Annotated in this window: 8 protein-coding genes; 4 read left to right on the top strand and 4 right to left on the bottom strand. The window is 67.8% G+C overall.

Annotation, left to right across the window (positions count from 1 at the left end):
- Window positions 1–9 precede the first annotated feature (9 nt).
- Both V6S85_RS07765 and V6S85_RS07770 read left to right on the top strand, forming a co-directional pair.
- Window positions 10–753 (top strand): FadR/GntR family transcriptional regulator, encoded by a 744-nt coding sequence (locus V6S85_RS07765; RefSeq protein ID WP_116565713.1) that lies wholly within the window; start codon window positions 10–12, stop codon window positions 751–753.
- 54 nt (window positions 754–807) lie between these two features.
- Window positions 808–2,790 carry a TonB-dependent receptor plug domain-containing protein gene (locus V6S85_RS07770; protein WP_334348576.1) on the top strand — a complete coding sequence of 661 codons (1,983 nt, stop codon included), beginning with the start codon at window positions 808–810 and terminating at the stop codon, window positions 2,788–2,790.
- A gap of 30 nt (window positions 2,791–2,820) precedes the next feature.
- On the opposite strand, the gene V6S85_RS07775 is transcribed toward V6S85_RS07770, so the two are convergent.
- On the bottom strand, window positions 2,821–5,058 hold the full coding sequence (locus V6S85_RS07775) for a TonB-dependent receptor (protein ID WP_334348577.1): 2,238 nt from the start codon (window positions 5,056–5,058) through the stop codon (window positions 2,821–2,823).
- Between the two features lie 157 nt (window positions 5,059–5,215).
- Between V6S85_RS07775 and V6S85_RS07780 the strand changes: the two genes are divergently transcribed.
- On the top strand, window positions 5,216–7,099 hold the full coding sequence (locus V6S85_RS07780; RefSeq protein ID WP_334348578.1) for a glycoside hydrolase family 2 protein: 1,884 nt from the start codon (window positions 5,216–5,218) through the stop codon (window positions 7,097–7,099).
- Complete coding sequence (locus V6S85_RS07785; protein ID WP_334348579.1) at window positions 7,096–8,013, top strand: polysaccharide deacetylase family protein; 918 nt, start codon at window positions 7,096–7,098, stop codon at window positions 8,011–8,013. Before V6S85_RS07780 ends, V6S85_RS07785 begins: the two co-directional genes overlap by 4 nt.
- 766 nt (window positions 8,014–8,779) lie before the next feature.
- On the opposite strand, the gene V6S85_RS07790 is transcribed toward V6S85_RS07785, so the two are convergent.
- The 3 genes from V6S85_RS07790 to V6S85_RS07800 form a co-directional block, all read right to left on the bottom strand.
- Window positions 8,780–12,406, bottom strand: coding sequence for a TonB-dependent receptor (locus V6S85_RS07790; protein ID WP_165828739.1), 3,627 nt, complete (start codon window positions 12,404–12,406; stop codon window positions 8,780–8,782).
- A 477-nt stretch (window positions 12,407–12,883) separates the two neighbouring features.
- Complete coding sequence (locus V6S85_RS07795; protein WP_334348580.1) at window positions 12,884–14,140, bottom strand: pectate lyase family protein; 1,257 nt, start codon at window positions 14,138–14,140, stop codon at window positions 12,884–12,886.
- Window positions 14,141–14,281: 141 nt separating this feature from the next.
- Complete coding sequence (locus V6S85_RS07800) at window positions 14,282–17,758, bottom strand: TonB-dependent receptor domain-containing protein (RefSeq protein WP_334348581.1); 3,477 nt, start codon at window positions 17,756–17,758, stop codon at window positions 14,282–14,284.
- Window positions 17,759–17,773 lie beyond the last annotated feature (15 nt).

Here is a 17,773-nt window from a genome sequence, read left to right on the forward strand (position 1 = left end):
AGTCCCCGCATGTCCGCCAAGGGCGAGAACCGTCTGTACGAACGCGTCGCCAAGGATCTGGCCGGCCAGATCGCCGAGGCCCGCTACGCCGTCGGCCAGCGCCTGCCGTCCGAACGCGACCTCGCCCAGACCTATTCGGTCTCGCGCCCGACCATCCGCGAGGCGATCATCGCCCTGGAACTGGACGGGATGGTCGAGGTGCGCCTAGGCTCGGGCGTCTATGTGAAGGCCCAGACCCCCAACGAGGGCCAGGCCGGCGCCACCGACATCGGCCCGTTCGAACTCCTGGAAGCCCGCCGCGCCATCGAGGCCGAGGCCTGCGCCATGGCCGCCAAGCGCATCACCAACGAGGAACTCGACCAGCTCGACGCCCTGGTGGCCGAGATGCAGGCCGAGAACGCCCGCGACGTCGATCGTTCGGAAGACGCCGACAAGCGCTTCCACATGCTGATCGCCGCCTCCACCCAGAACAGCGCCATGATCGCCGCCGTCGAGCTTCTGTGGGAGGCCCGCGAGCGCTCGCCCCAGACCAAGCTGATGGGCGAAAAGGCCCACGCCGCCGGCGTCATCCCGCGCATCGACGAGCACGCCGCCATCGTCTCGGCCCTGCGCGCCCGCTCGCCCGAGGACGCCCGCGACGCCATGCGCCGCCACCTCACCCGCGTGCTCAACTCGCTGCTGGCGGCCACCGAGGTGCAGGAGATGGAAGAGGCCCGCGCCCGCATCGCCGCCACCCGCGACCGCTACACCTGAGACGGCCTGTCCGGCTCTTGACCCTGTAGCGACTACAGGGTGCAGCCTGCGGCCATGACGACTCGCCAGTTCCCTCGCCGCCCGCTCGCCGCCATTGGCGGCGCCCTCGCCTGCGCCGCCTTCGCCTCGAGCGTCCAGGCGCAGGAGACCGCTCCCGACGACACCGAGGTCGAGGAGGTGATCGTCCAGTCCACGCGCTCGGGCCGCCGCGTGCAGGACGAGGCCATCCGGGTCGAGGTGATCAACCAGGAGGAGGTCGAGGAAAAGGTCCTGATGACCCCCGGCAACATCGCCATGATGGTCGCCGAAACCGGCGGGGTGCGGGTTCAGGTCACGTCCCCTGCCCTCGGCGCCGCCAGCATCCGCATGCAGGGCATGCGCGGCCGCTACACCCAGCTTCTCGCCGACGGCCTGCCGCTCTACGGCGGACAGGCCCTGGGCGTCCTGCAGATCCCGCCGTCGGACCTGGGGCAGGTCGAGGTCATCAAAGGCGCGGCCTCGGCGCTCTATGGCCCCTCGGCCCTGGGCGGGGTGATCAACCTGATCTCGCGCCGGCCCGAAGCCGACCCGCTGGCCGAAATCCTGCTGAACGCCACCAGCCGCGACGGTCAGGACGTCACGACCTACGCCGCCACACCCGTTTCGGAGGCCTGGAGCGCGTCCGTCATGGGCGGCCTGCACCGCCAATCCTGGAAGGATCTGGACGGCGATGGCTGGATCGACACCCCCGGCTACGAGCGCTGGACCCTTCGGCCCAGGCTGTTCTGGCAGGGCCAGAACGGCGGCAGCGCCTACTTCACCCTGGGTGCGATGGGCGAGGATCGCCAGGGCGGTACGGCCGCCGGCCGGACCACGCCCGACGGCCGCCCGTTCGCCCAGAACCAGAACAGTCGCCGCCTGGACGCCGGCTTCACCTCCCAGACGCCGATCGACGGCGTGGGCGTCGTGCACCTGCGCGCTTCGGCCGTGAACCAGAAGCACGGGCATCGCTTCGGCGACAGCATCGAGAACGATCGCCACCGCACCCTGTTCGCCGAGGCCTCGCTGGCCGCCGGTTCGGACGGCGCAATCGCCTGGCTGATCGGCGCCGCGGTGCAGAGCGACGACTATCGCAGCAAGGCCTTTTCCGCCTTCGACTACACCTTCACGACGCCAGCCGTCTTCGCACAGGTCGAGCACAAGCTTGCGGACGACCTGACGCTCGCGGGCAGCGCCCGTTGGGACCATCACAGCGAATACGGCTCGCACCTCAGCCCCCGGGTCTCGCTGCTCTATCGTCCAGGCCGGTGGACGGTGCGGGGGTCTGTCGGTCGCGGCTTCTACGCCCCGACGCCGTTCGTGGAGGAGATCGAGGCGGCCGGCCTTTCACGCCTGCAACCGCTCAAGGGCCTCAGGGCCGAAACCGCCGACACCGCATCGCTTGAAGCGGGCTACGCCGCCGGGCCGCTGGAGGCCAACCTCACCCTGTTCGGATCGCGGATAGAGAACGCCGTGCAACTGCGCGACCTGGATCCGGCCACGATCGGCGGCGCGCGGCGGGTCGAGCTGGTCAATGCGTCCGGCGCGACCCGGACGGCCGGCCTGGAAGCCCTGCTGCGCTATCGTGTCGGCGACTTCACGGTCACCGGCAGCTATGTCTACGTCGACGCCAGCGAGCCCGCACCCACCTCAGGACGCCGCACCGTGCCGAACACGCCGCGCCACACCGCCGGCGTCGTGGGCATGTGGGAAAAGGAAGACAAGGGCCGGCTCGGGATCGAGGCCTACTACACCGGTCGCCAGGATCTGGAGGAAAACCCCTATCGCGCCAGGGGCAAGGCCTATCTGGAGGTGGGCGTTCTGGGCGAGGTGGTCTTGAACGAGAAGGTCCGCCTGTTCCTCAATCTGGAAAACCTGCTGAACGTGCGCCAGACCAAGTATGACCCCCTGGTTCTGCCACGGCGTGGTTCGGCCGGCGAATGGACGGTCGACGCCTGGGCGCCGACCGACGGCTTCGTGGCCAACGGCGGCGTCAGGATCCGGCTGGGAGGCGGGTGAGGCGCTCGCCGCCTGACCCGCCCCGCCCCATCAGAACGTCATCGACGCCCGCACCCCGCCGTAGCGCTTGAAGTCGCGCGGCAGGAAGGCCTGCACCGCCAGCTGGTTGCCGTAGGCGCCGTAGTTGTTGACCAGGTTGGTGTAGTAGCCCTCGTCGAACAGGTTGTTGACGAAGGCCGTCACCTGGTAGCCGCGCGCCTTGTCGCGCACGCCCACCGACAGGTTGACCACCGCATAGCCCTTCTGGACGGTCAGCGGATCCTGGCTCAGCGAGTAGTTGACGCTGCTCTGGTAGTTGGCGGCCACGTTGGCCACGCCCTCCAGGTCGCCGGCCAGCGGACGCACATACTCGGCGCCGGCGCTCAGCTTCCACTTCGGGGCCTGCGGCGGACGCTCGCCGGCCAGGTTCTGGCGGGCGGGCGAGCCGGTGCAGCCCTGGGCGGCCGTCTGGCCGGGCCAGCACTGGGCGCCGGCAAACTGGGTGATCTCGGCGTCCAGATAGGCGACCGAGCCCGACAGGGTCAGGCCGTCGACCAGGCGGGCCGTGCTTTCCAGTTCGATCCCGCGCGTGCGGATCGCGCCCACATTGGTCAGGCGGAAGTTCTGGGTGCCATCGGGCAGCAGTTCGGCGCCCTGGGCCTGGAAGTCCTCGTACTCGGTGTTGAACAGCGTGGCGTTCAGGGTCACGCGGCGATCCAGGAACCGCGAGCGCACGCCCACCTGGATGTCCTCCGAGCTTTCCGGACGCACGGGACCAAGGTCGGCGCGGGCCTGGTTGAAGCCGGTGGTCAGGTCGTAGCTCTGGCCCTTGTGGCCGGTGGCGAAGGTGGCGAACACCATCACGTCGTCGGCCAGCTTGTGCTGCACGCCCACCCGATAGGTGGCGTAGTCGTCGCTGGAGCCATCGGCCCAGGCCGCGGCCGGCCCGCCGCGCAGGTCGCGGAAGGTGTAGCCGATCTTCTCGCGGCCCAGGCGCAGGCCGCCGATCAGGGTCGTGCCCTCGACCACGTCATATTCCAGCTGGCCGAACACCGAGTTCTCGTTCGAGCCGGAGGTCGCGTCCCAGTTGGCCTGCGAGAAGGCCGGACCGCGGAAGAAGTAGCGGCGATAGTTCACGTCGGCGTGGAAGGCGCCCAGGGTGTAGCGCAGGCGGCTGGAGCCATCCGAGACCAGGCGGATCTCCTGGCTGAACTGGTCGGCCGAGAACAGGCCCTTGGCGTAGTTGTTGACGCTCAGCGCCGTCTCGTCCTGGTCGAAGGCGTCCAGCATCTTGTAGCGGTCGTTGGCGGTGACCGAGATCAGGGTCGCGAAACCCAGGTCGTAGGTCAGCTTCAGCGACTGGGCGAAGTCCTCGTAGTCCGAGCCGGTGGTGACGTTGTTGACCACCGAGGCGTTGTTGGGCCCCACGGTCACGCCCGGCGCGAACACGGCCGGCGTCCAGGCGGCGTTGCCGCGCAGGCGGGCGTCGGGCGACAGGGCGATGAACGGCCGGCCCGCCGTGGTGTCGCCCTTCAGGTAGTCGACCGCCAGGGTGGCGCTGAACTTGTCGGTCGGGTCCCAGACCAGCTTGTTGCGGGTGGCGAAGGTCTCGCGACCGTTGACCTTCTCGCCGTTGTAGAGGTTGTCGATATTGCCCTCGAAGCTGGTGTAGCTGTTCGACGAGCGGAACCGCAGGGTGTCGGTGATCGGGCCCGAGATCATGGCGCCCAGGCCGACCTCGTCGTCGGTGGTGGCCAGGGCGCTGACCTTGCCGGTCAGCTCGCGGGTCGGGCCCGGGGTGACGATGTTGATCAGGCCGGCCGAGGCCGACTTGCCGTACAGCGTGCTCTGCGGGCCGCGCAGCACCTCGATCCGCTCGACGTCGGCCAGGTCGGCGAAGGCCCGGGCCTGGAAGGCGATCGGCACGTCGTCGACCACCACGGCGACGCTGGGCTCGACGCCCACCCCAAAAGCGAAGGTGCCCACGCCGCGGATCGACACCGAGGCGTTCACCGGGTTGTCGGCCGGGCGCACGATCAGCGACGGGGCTACCTTGGTCAGGTCGGTGAACTCGCGCACGGCGGCGGCTTCCAGCTGGTCGCCGCCGATCACCTGCACGGCCATCGGCACGTCCTGGACGTTCTGCGAGCGCTTCTGGGCGGTGACGACGATCTCGCCCACCACGGCGTCATCGACCGTTTCCTGGGCGTGGGCGAAGCCGCCGAAGGCGGCCAGGGCGACCCCCGCCGAGATCCCGCCGAGCGCCGTCGAACTGAAAAACCGCCGCATACCTGACTCCCACATTTTGAAGGGTTCTTCGACCCGATGGGAGTGCAAATAGAGATTGGTCAGGCCGATTGCAATAGCGGCCTGACCATGCGCCCTGGCCAAACTTGGCCAAACCCTCTAGGAAGGTTGCAAGTACGATTTAGGGAGAAAGCCGCCCATGACGCCCAGCCGTCGCCAGCTCCTGGCCGGAGCCGCCCTGACCGCCAGCGCCGCCCTCGCGATGCAGGCTCAGGCGCAAGAAAAGGCCGCCTCCCCGCCCCCGGTCGCCGGCCCGCCCGCCGCCGGCGACGAAGAGCCGCTGCTGCTGTTCGCCCAGCACGACCGACCGCGCACCACGCTGGACGGCCTGTGGGCCTATATCCTCGACCAGAACGACTCCGCCTTCCGCAAGCCCAACGCCCGCCGCGCCTTCTGGCTGGACGAGCCGCAGAAGGTCGGCGGCCCGGTCGTCGAGTACGACTGGAGCATCTCGCCGCGCATGGAGATCCCCGGCGACTGGAACACCCGCGATCCGTCGCTGGAGTGGTACGACGGTCCGATCTACTTCCACCGCCGCTTCCAGGCGCCGGCCGAGACCGGCGGCCGCCGCTTCCTCAGCTTCGAGGCCGTGAACTACCACGCCGTCGTCTGGCTGAACGGCCAGGAGATCGGCCGCCACGAAGGCGGGTTCACGCCCTTCGTTTTCGAGGTCACCGGCAAGCTGAAGCCCGGGCAGAACGTCGTGGTGCTGCGGGTCGACGACCGGGTCGGCCCCGAGACCCTGCCCTCGCTCGACTTCGACTGGAAGAACTACGGCGGCATCACCCGCTCGGTCTGGCTGGTCGAGACGCCGGCGACCTTCCTGCGCGACGCCTTCCTGCGCCTGGAGGGCGGCCAGCTCGTCGCCGACCTGCGCGCCGACGGCCCGGCCGCCGCCGGCCTGGAGGTGTCGGTCGCCATCGCCGGCCTGAACCTTACCCTGAGCGGCAAGACCGGCCCCGACGGCCGCGCCCGCCTTTCCGCCAAGCCGCCGCGCGGGCTGAAGCTGTGGTCGCCGGAAACGCCGACGCTCTACGACGTGACCTTCAAGGCCGGCGAGGACGTCCGCCGCGACCGCGTCGGCTTCCGCACGTTGGAGACGCGCGGCCGGCAGATCCTGGTCAACGGCAAGCCGCGCTTCATCCGCGGCATCGCGCTGCACGAAGAGCCCCTGGGCGCCCAGGGCGGCCGGGTCATGACCCCGCCCGAGGCCCGCGCCCTGCTGGAAGAGGCCAAGGCCCTGGGCTGCGACATGGTCCGCCTGGCGCATTATCCGCATACGGAAAGCACCGTGCGCCTGTGCGACGAACTGGGCCTGCTGGTCTGGTCGGAAATCCCCGTCTACTGGGACGACGTCGCCTACGAGAGCCCCAGGACCCTGGCCCTGGCCCGCGCCATGGCCGCCGAAATGGTGGTGCGCGACCGCAACCGCGCCAGCGTCGCCTTCTGGTCGGTGGCCAACGAGACGCCCACCCACCAGGCCCGCACCACCTTCCTTCGCCACGTGGTCGCCGACATCCGTCGCCTCGATCCCACCCGCCTGCTGACGGCCGCCCTGAACAAGAACATCGACGTCGGCGGCGCCAAGGCCGGCCAGAACCAGTTCGTGGTCGACGACCCGCTGGCGCCCGACCTCGATGTCGTGGCCATCAACCAGTACGAGGGCTGGTACGGCCCGCGCACGCCCGACCAGGCCAAGACCGTGCGGTTCTCCAACCCGCACGACAAGCCGATGATGATGAGCGAGTTCGGCGCCGACGCCCTCTATGGCGAGCGCGGCCCCAAGCAGAACCGCTGGACCGAGGAATACCAGGCCTGGGTGTTCGAGGAGACGCTGGCCCTGCTCGACCGCGACGGCTTCGTCGGCGTCAGCCCGTGGGTGCTCAAGGACTTCCGCTCCCCCCGCCGCTGGCACGCCCGCTACCAGGACTATTGGAACCGCAAGGGCCTGGTCAGCAACGAGGGCCACCGCAAGCTAGCCTTCGAGACCCTGCGCCGCTACTACGCCGGCAAGGCTTCGTGAGGGCCGCCTTCCTCGTCCTGGCGCTGCTGGCGCCCGGCGCGACCCTGGCCCAGGGCTTCGACGTCGCCGTGACGGTCGACGACCTGCCCGTGCACGGCGACCTGCCCGTGCACGGCGACCTGCCGCCGGGCATGACCCGCCTGTCGATCGCCCGCTCGCACATCGAGACCTTCAAGGCCCACGGCGTGAACGAAGCCTTCGGCTTCGTCAATTCGGCCAAGGCGACCGACGCCGAGACCAACGCCGTGCTCGACGCCTGGCGCGCGGCGGGCCATCCGCTGGGCAACCACACCGCCAGCCACCTCAACCTCGAGAGGGCCGACACCCTGGAGGCCTGGATCGCCGACCTCGAGGCCGGCGAGCCGGCGGTGGGCCAGCGCATGAAGGGCCAGAACTGGCGGTATCTGAGGTTTCCCAACCTGACGGCCGGCTCTCGCCCGGAGCGCCACCAGGGCGCGGCGGCTTACCTGGCCGCCCACGGCTACAAGGTCGCCCACGTCACCATCTCGTTCAGCGACTGGAGCTACAGCGACGCCTACGCCCGCTGCATGGCGAAGAACGATCAGGCGGCGATCAGGACGATGGAAGACCAGTACCTGCGCGGCGTCGACGAAGAGCTCGCGAACATGCGGGCTGTTTCCCAGGCGGTCTACGGCCGGATGATCCCGCAGGTGCTGCTGACCCATATCGGCGGCTGGTCGGCGCACATGCTGCCCCAGGTGCTCGACCGCCTCGACACCGCCGGCGCTCACTACGTCACGCTGGAAGCCGCCCAGAAGGACCCGGCCTACGCACAGGCCGAAACCATTCCCGGCGGCGGCGGGATCATGGAGCGCACGGCCAAGGCCCGAGGGATCGCGCCGACGACCAGCTCGCCCGCCGATCGCGTCGACCCAAAGACGCTGTGCCGCTGACGGGTCCCAACCGCACAAAAAAAGGCCGACCCATCGTCGTGGTCGGCCGGAGGGGAACTATGAAGGTTGTGGTCGGCTCGCAGACGCCGAACACCCTTTGCTTCTACTGGAAGACGCCTGCCCACGCAACATCGGCCTGACCAATTTTCGCAACTTTCACGCTAATAGCGCTGTCATTGCCGAAACGAAAAATCCATGAAGTGTAACGACTTCCGTTTACGGCACGGATCGCCCTCGCCTTCCCGCCGCACCGCAGCGGGGACACTTTTCGCAACCTGGTCAGACCAATAAGCCACCGTCCCCCTGAAAGATATCGCCCCTCTTCCAAAGGGATAGGGGGCCGCGCGAAGCGTGGGATGGCAAGGCCTACGCCGCCGGCCGGCTCTCTCCCGTAAAACCCCCTCGAAAGCGGGACCCAGGTGGCTTACGCTTCTCCCCGCCCACCACACATCCGCCTCCCTCGCCCTCGTGGCGCCGGCCGCCGCTCAAACCTCGACCGTGCGCGAAATGTCTGAGCAGGCTGCCCTCTGGATCCTGGGCACAAGGCCCAGGAAGGCGCCCATGAGCCCCCCCCTCTGGGGGAGGTGGCCCGGAGGGCCGGAGGGGGGACGTTTTCAGCTTTCGAGACGTCGGAAACTCATCGCCAACTCCCCCGCACCGATCGCTGACGCGATCGGTGCGGGGAGGTTCGCGGATCCAGCCCTCCACGGCAAAAGGCCCTCCCCTGTTTCCAGGGAAGGGCCAGTCGCCAACCGGAAAGGAGAGTCTAGTTCCGGTAGGTAAAGCCGAGGGCGAAGCGCGAGCCGCCGTACTGGACCGACCAGGGATTGGCGCGGCCTTCGAAGCCGCGGTCGTCCGAGCCCACCGACAGGCGGGCGGCCTGCAGCAGGTTGCGGCCTTCCAGGTAGACCTCGAGGTTCTTGTTGATCCGCCGCGAGATCTTGGCGTCGAGGTACTCGTACTGCTCCGAGTAGTAGGGCTCGCTCGGATTGTACGGGAAGCGCACGTAGTTGCCGATGTTGGTGTTGGGCGCGTTGGCCACCGGCGAGGCGCTGGTGTTGCCGCACGGCGAGATGCAGGTCAGCACCCGGTCGCGGGTCTGGTAGGCGATGCGGGCCTTGGTGACGCCGTCATCATACCAGAACACCAGGTTGGCGAAGTACTTCGACTGCCCTTGCGGGTCGAGCGCCTCGGCGGTCAGCGGGTCCATGTAGGTGACCGCCGTGCCCGACTTGGTGGTCGAGATGTTGAAGTCCATGCCGGTCTTGCTGAGCTTCCACGGCAGGTAGGTGAAGGCGGTGCGCGCCACGAACTCCCAGCCCGACTGCACGTAGCCGGGACCGTTCTCGTAGGTGGTCATGCCGAACTCGTAGTCCGAGAACTTCTTGCCGCCGGTGCCCGGGATCTCGATGTCGGTGCCTTCGAAGACGTTGACGTTCTTGACCGGCACGGCCAGCGGCCCGCCGACCCGCACCTTCTGACGATAGTAGGCCAGGCTGAACGAGGTGTCCTTGTTGGGATACCACTCCAGGCTCGTGTTGTTCTTGGTCGCCTGGTACGGCTTCAGCTCGGCGTTGCCGAAGGTGCCGCAGGTCATGTCCTGCTCCGAACCGTCGACGTCGGTCACGCCGTCGCGACGCTCGTCATAGGTGCAGGTGCCGCCCGGCCACAGGAACTTCATCGCCGGCGGGGCGATGGTCTTGGCCCACGAATAGCGCAGCACCACCTTGTCGGGGATCGCCCAGACGGCGGCGTTATAGGACGGCAGCCAGCCGGTGTAGCTCTTGTTGATCGACACCGGGCGGACGCGGTTGGTGGTGACGATGCCCGCGGCGAGGTTGGGATTGTTGGGGTCGAAGGCCGGGGTCTTGAAGGTGGTGGCCAGGGTCACGTAGCCCGAGCCCTCGACCTCGGTCTTGAACATCCGCGAGCCCAGGTTGCCGCGGAACTCCATGCCGAAAGGCAGGTCGTGAGCCAGGTCGGCCATCCAGTACCAGGAGGCCATCTTCTCCTCGGTCTCGTTGAACGGCTGCTTGTAGACCTTGCCGTCGCTGGCCGTGCACTCCTTGAGGCAGTCGAAGTTGTAGTTCACCGCGCCGGCCAGCTGCGAGAAGGCCTTCTTGACGTCGATGCTGTCCCAAAGCTCCAGGCCCGAGACGCCCTTGTAGCCCGGCATGAACTTGCCCGAGTTATGCTCGATCGAGTTCTGGAAGATATCGATCAGCTGGGCCTGGGTGAGGGTCTCCAGGCCGTACAGGAAGTTTACGCCGGTGGTCGGGTTGGGGGCGTAGCCGTAGGCGCAGGCGTTGGCCGGCAGCGTCGAGGCCACGTTCGCGCAGGCCCGCACGTCGCCGCGCAGGGTCAGGGTCGGAACGAACACGTTCGGGTCGGGCGAGTAGCCGCCACCGCCCCACGAGTTGGCCGAGGCCTTGCGATAGAGGATGCCCGCCTTGAAGCGCGTGAACAGCGGCATGTCGGGCAGGTAGGTGACGTCGAACTTCAGCTGGTCTTCGCCGCTCTCCACCTTCCGCGGGTTGAAGACCAGGCGGTAGGCGTTCGAATAGGCCGGCTGGCCCACCGCGGTCGGCGCGTTCAGCTGGGCGTAGTTGCGCATGTCGGTGTCATCGAAGTTCGACGGCATGTCGATCGTCCAGATGCCGTTCTCCAGCGCGCGCATGGTGGCGTTGCCGTAGGTGTAGCTGCGCGAGAAGCGCAGGTCGGTGCGCGAATATTCGCTCTCGTTGCGGCCGAAGATCAGGTCCATGGTCAGCGGACCGCGATTGTAGTTGGCGCCGCCGGAGATGTAGTTCGTCTTCCAGATCTGGTCGTTCTGGATCTGGTCGATGCCCAGCGCGGCGTTGGTGATGTCGAACTGGGTCAGGTGGTGGTTGCCGTCCATCTGGATGGAGCCCGGCACGATGTTGGCCGCCACGCCCATCAGGGGGAACGAGTTGTTGGTCACGCTCGAGCCCGGCGTCGTGTCGATCGTGTAGGGCGCCGTCGGCATGCCGGGGTTGTAGATGTAGAAGCCGCCGCCGGGGATCGCGGACAGCACGTTGGGCGTGCCGGCCGGATAGAAGGTGTTGGTCAGCATCGAGACCGCGGTCTGGTTCTGCGAGATGCCGTACAGCGAGGTGATGCCGCCGCGGGTGCGCTGGCGGTTGTTCTCGTTCTGCTCGCGGTTGGCGACCTGGTACTTGGCGAAGATCGTCAGGTCGTCGGTGACGCGATAGTCGAAGCGCAGGTCCCAGGACAGGCGGTCTTCGTACTGGGTCAGGTTCTGGTCGCGCACCAGGTTGGGCGCGTAGTCGTTCCACTGGTTGAGACAGCTGATCTGGGCGTTGATCTGCGCGGCCTGGGCGGCCTGGCGGTTGGCGCCGTTGCTGCCGGCCACGATCGTGCCCAGCTGCGCGTCGGTCAGCGTCGGGAACGCGGTCAGACACTCGGCCTTGGTCTTGGCCGCCGCCGACTTGGTGTAGACGTCCAGCGGCGTGGGCGCATTGAACAGCCCCCCGCCGACCAGGGCCCAGGAAGCGATCGGGTCGGTGGCGCCGACGCCGTTGGCCGTCGCCGGATTGTAGGTGAAGGTCTTGTCCGGCGAATTGTCGAAGTCGGCGAAGCGGGTGTAGCCCTGAGCGTTGTTCGAGCCGCCGTTGTTCAGCGCGTGGCTGTCGTTCAGGCGCTTGCTGTAGCTGATGTTGCCGATCACCCCGAGGCGATCGTCGAGGAACTTGCGCGAGGCCACCACGCCCAGTTCCGGCGAAGCCTTGCGCGACAGCGAGTTGCCGGCCGCCGCGCCGCGGATCGACAGGTAGGGCTTCTTGAAGTCCAGGCCCGTGCGGGTCTGGATCTGCACGGTGGCGCCCAGGCCGCCCGGCGTCATGTCGGCCGTCTGGCCCTTGATGACGTCCAGGCTCTTGATCATCTCGGCCGGGAATTCGCGAAGGTCGGCCGCGCGACCGCCGCCGTCGCCCACGGCCAGGCTGAAGCCCGAGGCCGCGACGCCCATGCCGTCCAGCTCGACGCGGGTCAGGTCGGCGCCGTTGCCGCGGATCGACACGCCGTCGCCTTCGCCGAAGCCGTTGCGCTCGATGGCGACGCCGGCGATGCGCGACATGGCTTCATTGACGTTGCTGTCGGGGAACGAGCCGACGTCGTCGGCGACAATGGAGTCCTGGGCCGTCGCGCTGCGCTTTTTGCGCGCGATCGACGACTGCTGCGAGGCGCGGGCCCCGACGATGATGGCCTCGACCTCGGTCGGGGACTCGACCGATCCGGAGGTCTTGACGGTTTCGGATTGTGCGGCGGCTTGCTGGACCGGCCAGACGGCCGCGCTCAAGGCGATGATCGACACAGCCGCGGCCGTGCGGCCGCGCGCGCTGAAGCGCTTCATTACTTCCTCTCCCAAAGTCTTCTTATTTCTCGCGGGGAGCATCTTTGGCCGCCCGCCAGGCTCATGGCTGCAATTGGAGACGTCGCCCGGCCATCCCCTCGGGATCTGGCCGGGCCGTCGCTATGCGCCGGCCGGTGCTGTCTTGATCATTGTTTTCTCCCGCCCTCGCTGACGGTCTTCGCCGTCAGGCCTCGCCATATTTGGCCTGACCACTCTGTTGCATAACCGAGATACTCAGACAAGTTATTGTTATGATCAATGCGATAAGCCTGCCGCGACGTATCAGCCGATGACAACGTTGACATATTGGCGAGCGGATTAGGCCTGAAAGCTCAAAACCTTCGACGAAACAACGAACAACGCTCGCCCAGGCGCGTCGGCCGGGGCGAGCGGTATGGCCACCTGCGGCGACCCTAAAAACTCCTACAAGTGGCCAATGTTTTTCTAAACGTGGCCGAAAAACGTCGATTCGAGACGTCAGGCCTTGTTCCACCCGGCCGCCGCATAGCCGCCGACCTCGGCTTCGTCGTCGATCACCCGGCCGGTCCCGTCCTTCACCTGGCGAAGGATTCGGACGTCGACGGCGTCACGATCCCAGGGGCGGGCGCCGGCCCCGACCAGGACGCTGGCCTCGACGGCCGAGGCCGGCAGGGCCTTCAGCGCCTTGGGCCAAAGCGGCGCGTCCGCCAGGCGCCGAACCTGCGGCAAGGGCGTGGTGGGCAGCACCCGCAGCTCGGGCATCGCCGCGCCCCCGGCATAGGTCGCGCGATTGTCATGGACGTAGAGGTCGAGGTCCCCCTGCCCCTCCACGATCAGGAAAGGCAGGTCGGGTCGGGTCGAAGCCCCGCCGCGCACGACATTGCCGACCAGGGCCAGTCGGCCGACCTGCCAGGCCCGCCCCTCCCATTCGGGGGCGTTCAGCGCGTAGTGCATGGCCCGCGTACCGGGGTCGTAGACCAGGTTGTTGACGGAAACCGCATGGACCGCGCCCTTGAACAGCTGGTTGCGCTCCAGGTTGTGGGCATAGAGGTTGCCGGCGATCAGCACCTCCGTCGCGTTGTCGTGAATCAGCGTGCCCTTGGAGTGCTCGCCCTTCACGTGGCTGGCGTGCGACAGGCCTTCAGAGACGATGTTGTTGCTGAAGGTGATCCGGTGCGAGGTCCCCTTGCGCCAGGCCTCGACCGTGTCGCCGCCGTCGAAGCGCGGCCCCGAGGCCGACAGGTTCTCGTCGGTGGCCCAGGCGATCGAGCAGTGGTCGACGATGACGTCACGGGCCTTCCAGCAGGTGATCCCGTCCACCTCCCAGCCGCTGCGATCGGGGGCGCCGTCGCGACCGGCCCGCACCCGCAGGTGACGCAGCACGACGTCGTGGCTCTCGATCTGGATGCCGCCGCGAATGAAGGTGATCCCCGGCGATGGCGCGGTCTCGCCGGCCACGGTCAGGAACGGCTCACGGATCCGGATGCTCTTGCGGCCAAGGTCGATGACGCCTGCGACGTCGAACACCACCTTGCGTGGTCCAGAGGCCTCGACGGCGGCGCGAAACGATCCTGGCCCATCGGCGGCCAGGGTGGTGACCCGCAGGGTCCGGCCGCCCTCCCCGCCCCTGGCGCCGGCCCAGCCCAGCGCGGCGAAGTCGGGCGCCTTGGCCCACGCAGCCGCCGGCGCCAGCAAGGCCGCCCCGGCGCCGGCGAGCACCGCCCGACGCTCCAGCAGGAAGTCACCCGTCTTCATCGCCAGCTCCTGGCCAAACTGAAAAAAGAAGCGGCGGAGGACCGCGACGATCCTCCGCCGAGGCCGCCTTCGAGCCCTGGGGAAAGCCGAAGGGGTTGGCCGCCGCGCGGAGGGGCGCGGCGACCAGTTTCGCGGCGCGCTCTAGTACTTGTAGCGCACGCCGATCCGGTAGTTGGGGCCGCTGCCGCCGTACGAGAGAATGACCGGGTCGTTGTAGACGAACCGTTCGGACTTCTCGTCGGTGATGTTCAGGGCCTCGAAGGTGATGCTGACCTGCTTCATCGGCTGGTAGCGCATCGAGAAGTCGACGTTCATCGTCGACTTGGCGCCTTCGAACTCGTTGATCAGCGGACCGTCGCAGGCCGAACCGTTGGCCTGAAGGCCCGGGTCGCAGTTGCCCGAGGCGATCGGGTACTTGGTGTAGTACTCGTCGCGCTGGGCCATCGAGACGCGGGCGTTGAACTTCTTGGTCTCGTAATAGACCGTGAAGTTGATCCCCTTGGGCGAAGCGCCCAGCCAGGGTCCCGTGCCGTAGACCGGCGCCTTGGTCACCGCGCCCGTGGTGGCGTTCACCGCGCCGGGATCGAGGATGTACTTCAGCTCGGTGTCCAGCTTGGTCATGTTGAACTGGACGCCGAGGTTCTTGAAGTACCAGGGCAGGAAGGTGAAGTCCTGCTGGTAGCTGAACTCCCAGCCCTGCAGCACGCCGCCGGGCGCGTCGCGGACCTGGCGGGCCAGCATGACGTTGTCGGCGTCGATATAGGCGCGACGGAAGATGTCGCCGCCCGTCTCGCCGGGGAACTGCAGGCGCAGCTGGGCGATGGCGTCGGCGTCGAGAAACTCCGACAGCGGGGCCTCGTAGAACACCGTCTGCGGATAGGAATCGATGTCCTTGCGGAAGTAGCCCAGGCTGATCAGGCCGCCCTTGGCGAAGTACCACTCGGCGGCCACGTCGAAGGCTTTGCCGCGGAACGGCGAGAGCTTCGGATTGCCCACCGTCAGCGTGCCGCCGGTGGTCGAGCCATCGCCGGGGATGCTCACGCCGGTGACCGCCGGCGAAAGGTTGCCCAGCAGCGGACGGGCCATGACCTTGGCCGCGGCGAAGCGGATGTAGAGGTTGTCCATCGCCTCCCAGGTCAGGTTACCGGACGGCAGAGTGTCGCTGTACTTGTTCTCGCCGCGGATCGGACGGCCAGCCGTGGTCTCGCCGAGGGATTCCACCTCCGTCTCGGCCTGGCGGACGCCGATGTTGCCGAACAGGCGACGACCGCCCCAGACCTCGTAGTTGAAGCCGAACTGGGCGTAGTAGGCGAGGTTCTTCTCGGCCACCTCGAACGAGGCCGATCGGTTGCGCTTCCGGGTGATCCGGAAGTCGCCGTACTTGTTGATGCAGTCGCAGTCGAAGCCGAAGACGCTGCTGAACGCCTCGAGGTTCGGCGCGTAGAAGCGCGTCGTCGAGCCCTGCGGCACGTCCAGCCCCTGGCCGAACTCGATGATCTGGCCGAGCGAGGCGCTGGTCACGCCGGCTTCCTTCTCGGTCGGGTTCAGGAGGTCGTTGTTGCGCTCGTACTGGTCGGTCGAGAACTCGTACTTGCGGCCGGTGATCCCGAACTTGATCGTCCAGTTGTCGTCCAGCTCGTAGGCGACGTCGATCTTGGCGCCGTTGTAGGTGTTCAGGGTGTTGCGCTTGTAGTGGCGCATGCCCGAGAAGCCCTTGACGATGCCCCACTTGGTCGCGTCGGCCGCATCGAACCCGGCGTCGAAGCGCGGCATGCCCGAAGCGCCCCGCTCGTCGAAGATGAAGGGCTCCTGGGCGTCCATGTAGTTGAACTCGACCAGGGTGCCGGTGTTCTTGTTCTCCGACCGCGACGCGCCGTAGGCGGCGGTGGCCTTCAGCCGATCGCTGAACTCGTGGGTCAACTCGGCCGACACCTGGCGGAAGTCGGTGGTGTAGGCGCCGCGGTCGGCGCCCGAGCGCCAGTCCACATTGCCCAGCTTCAGATATTCGGCGTTCTGGCCCACCACCTCGGCGTCGAGCAGCTTGACCGACGGACGCCCGATCAGGTCGCCACGGAACGGCAGGCTGGAAGCCGGCCCCGCGTAACCGGGCGAGGACGGGTTGGTGTAGTACTCGTACGGATCCAGGTTGTAGGGGTTGAAGCTGTAGGTGTAGCCGCTGACCGGGGTCTGTCCGTACAGCTGCTGGCCGCAGTCCTGGCCCGGGTTCAGGTCGGTCTCGGCGGTGAAGGTGCAGCCGCCCGGATAGAGCGCGCGACGCTGGGCGTCGGTCATGGCGCTGCCGTTGCGGGCCGTGGCGGTGGGCACGTTGGCGCCGTACTGATAGCTGGCGTTGGTGTTGTTGCGGTTCAGGCCGACGGGCGAGAGCTGATAGTTGGTGCTGACGCTCTCGAAGCGCGAATAGAGGCCATCGACCGTCAGCTTGGTGCGCGGGGTGATCTCGAACTGGACCGCGCCGGTCAGGCCCAGGCGCTCAGTCTCGACGTCGCGCTGGGCGATCGACGGCAGGGCCGGAAAGCGGATCTGGCTGTCGTTGCAGCCCGGCGAGGTCGGGGTCAGGCCCGCCACCGGCTGGCCGCTGGTCGCCGCGCAGTTCGGATAGAGCTTGGCGTAGGCGGCCGGATCCGAACCCGTCATCTCGGCATAGGCCAGCGGATTGGCGATCGGATTGTAGTAGTTGGCCGGATTGGCCTTGTAGGCGTCCAGGGCCGCGCCCGTCAGGGTGGTGGGGATCAGGGCGGTGAACACCGTACCCGTCGGAGCCGCGAAGCCGGCGCGGCCGGGCAGTTCGTCGCCGGTCCAGGTCGAACCGCGATAGACGTAGTCGGACGAGCCGCCGCCGCGGGCGTAGGTGTCGTCCTCGGAGGTGCGCTTGGCGTAGGCGGCCGACATCAGAAGACCCAGCCGGCCGTCGAACCAGCGGTTGGAGACCAGGCCGGTGATGCGGGGACTGTGCTTCTTGCCGTTCTGGTAATAGCTGTCCTCGGCCGACAGGGCGAAGGCGCTCTTCTTGTAGTCGAAGGGGCGACCGGTGATCAGGTCGACGGTGGCGCCCAGCGAACCTTCGTCGGCCTCGGCCGACGAGGACTTGCGCACCCGCACCGAGCTGAACAGCTCCGAGGCGAAGGCGTTGAAGTCGAAGGCGCGCGAGCGGTTGGGGCTGGAGCCGGAGTCGTTGGAGGCGCCGGTCGACAGGGCCTCCATGTTGTTGATCCGCACCCGGCTGAAGTCGCCCGACAGGCCGCGCACGCTGATCGTTCGGCCCTCGCCGTTGTCGCGGTCGATCGAGATGCCGGGCAGGCGTTGCAGCGATTCCGCCAGGTTGGAGTCCGGGAAGTCGGCGATGTCCTCGGCGTTGATCGCGTCGAGCATCACGTCCGAGTTCTTCTTGGTGTCGATGGCGCTGCGCAGGGCGGCGCGATAGCCGGTGACGACCACCTCGCTGACCGCATTGTCGGTGATCGGCTTGTCCGCCGGCGGCGGCGCGGTGGCCTGGGCCAGGGCCACGGCCGGCGTCAGCAGCGCGGCCGCCGTCAGGCTCGAAATCCCGGCCATCAGCCGCGTGCGCGGCGGCGCCTTGCCCGTCTTGTGATTGGTCATCCCTATTTCCCTCCC

Source organism: Caulobacter sp. CCNWLW153 (assembly GCF_036889365.1).
Lineage (GTDB): Bacteria > Pseudomonadota > Alphaproteobacteria > Caulobacterales > Caulobacteraceae > Caulobacter > Caulobacter radicis.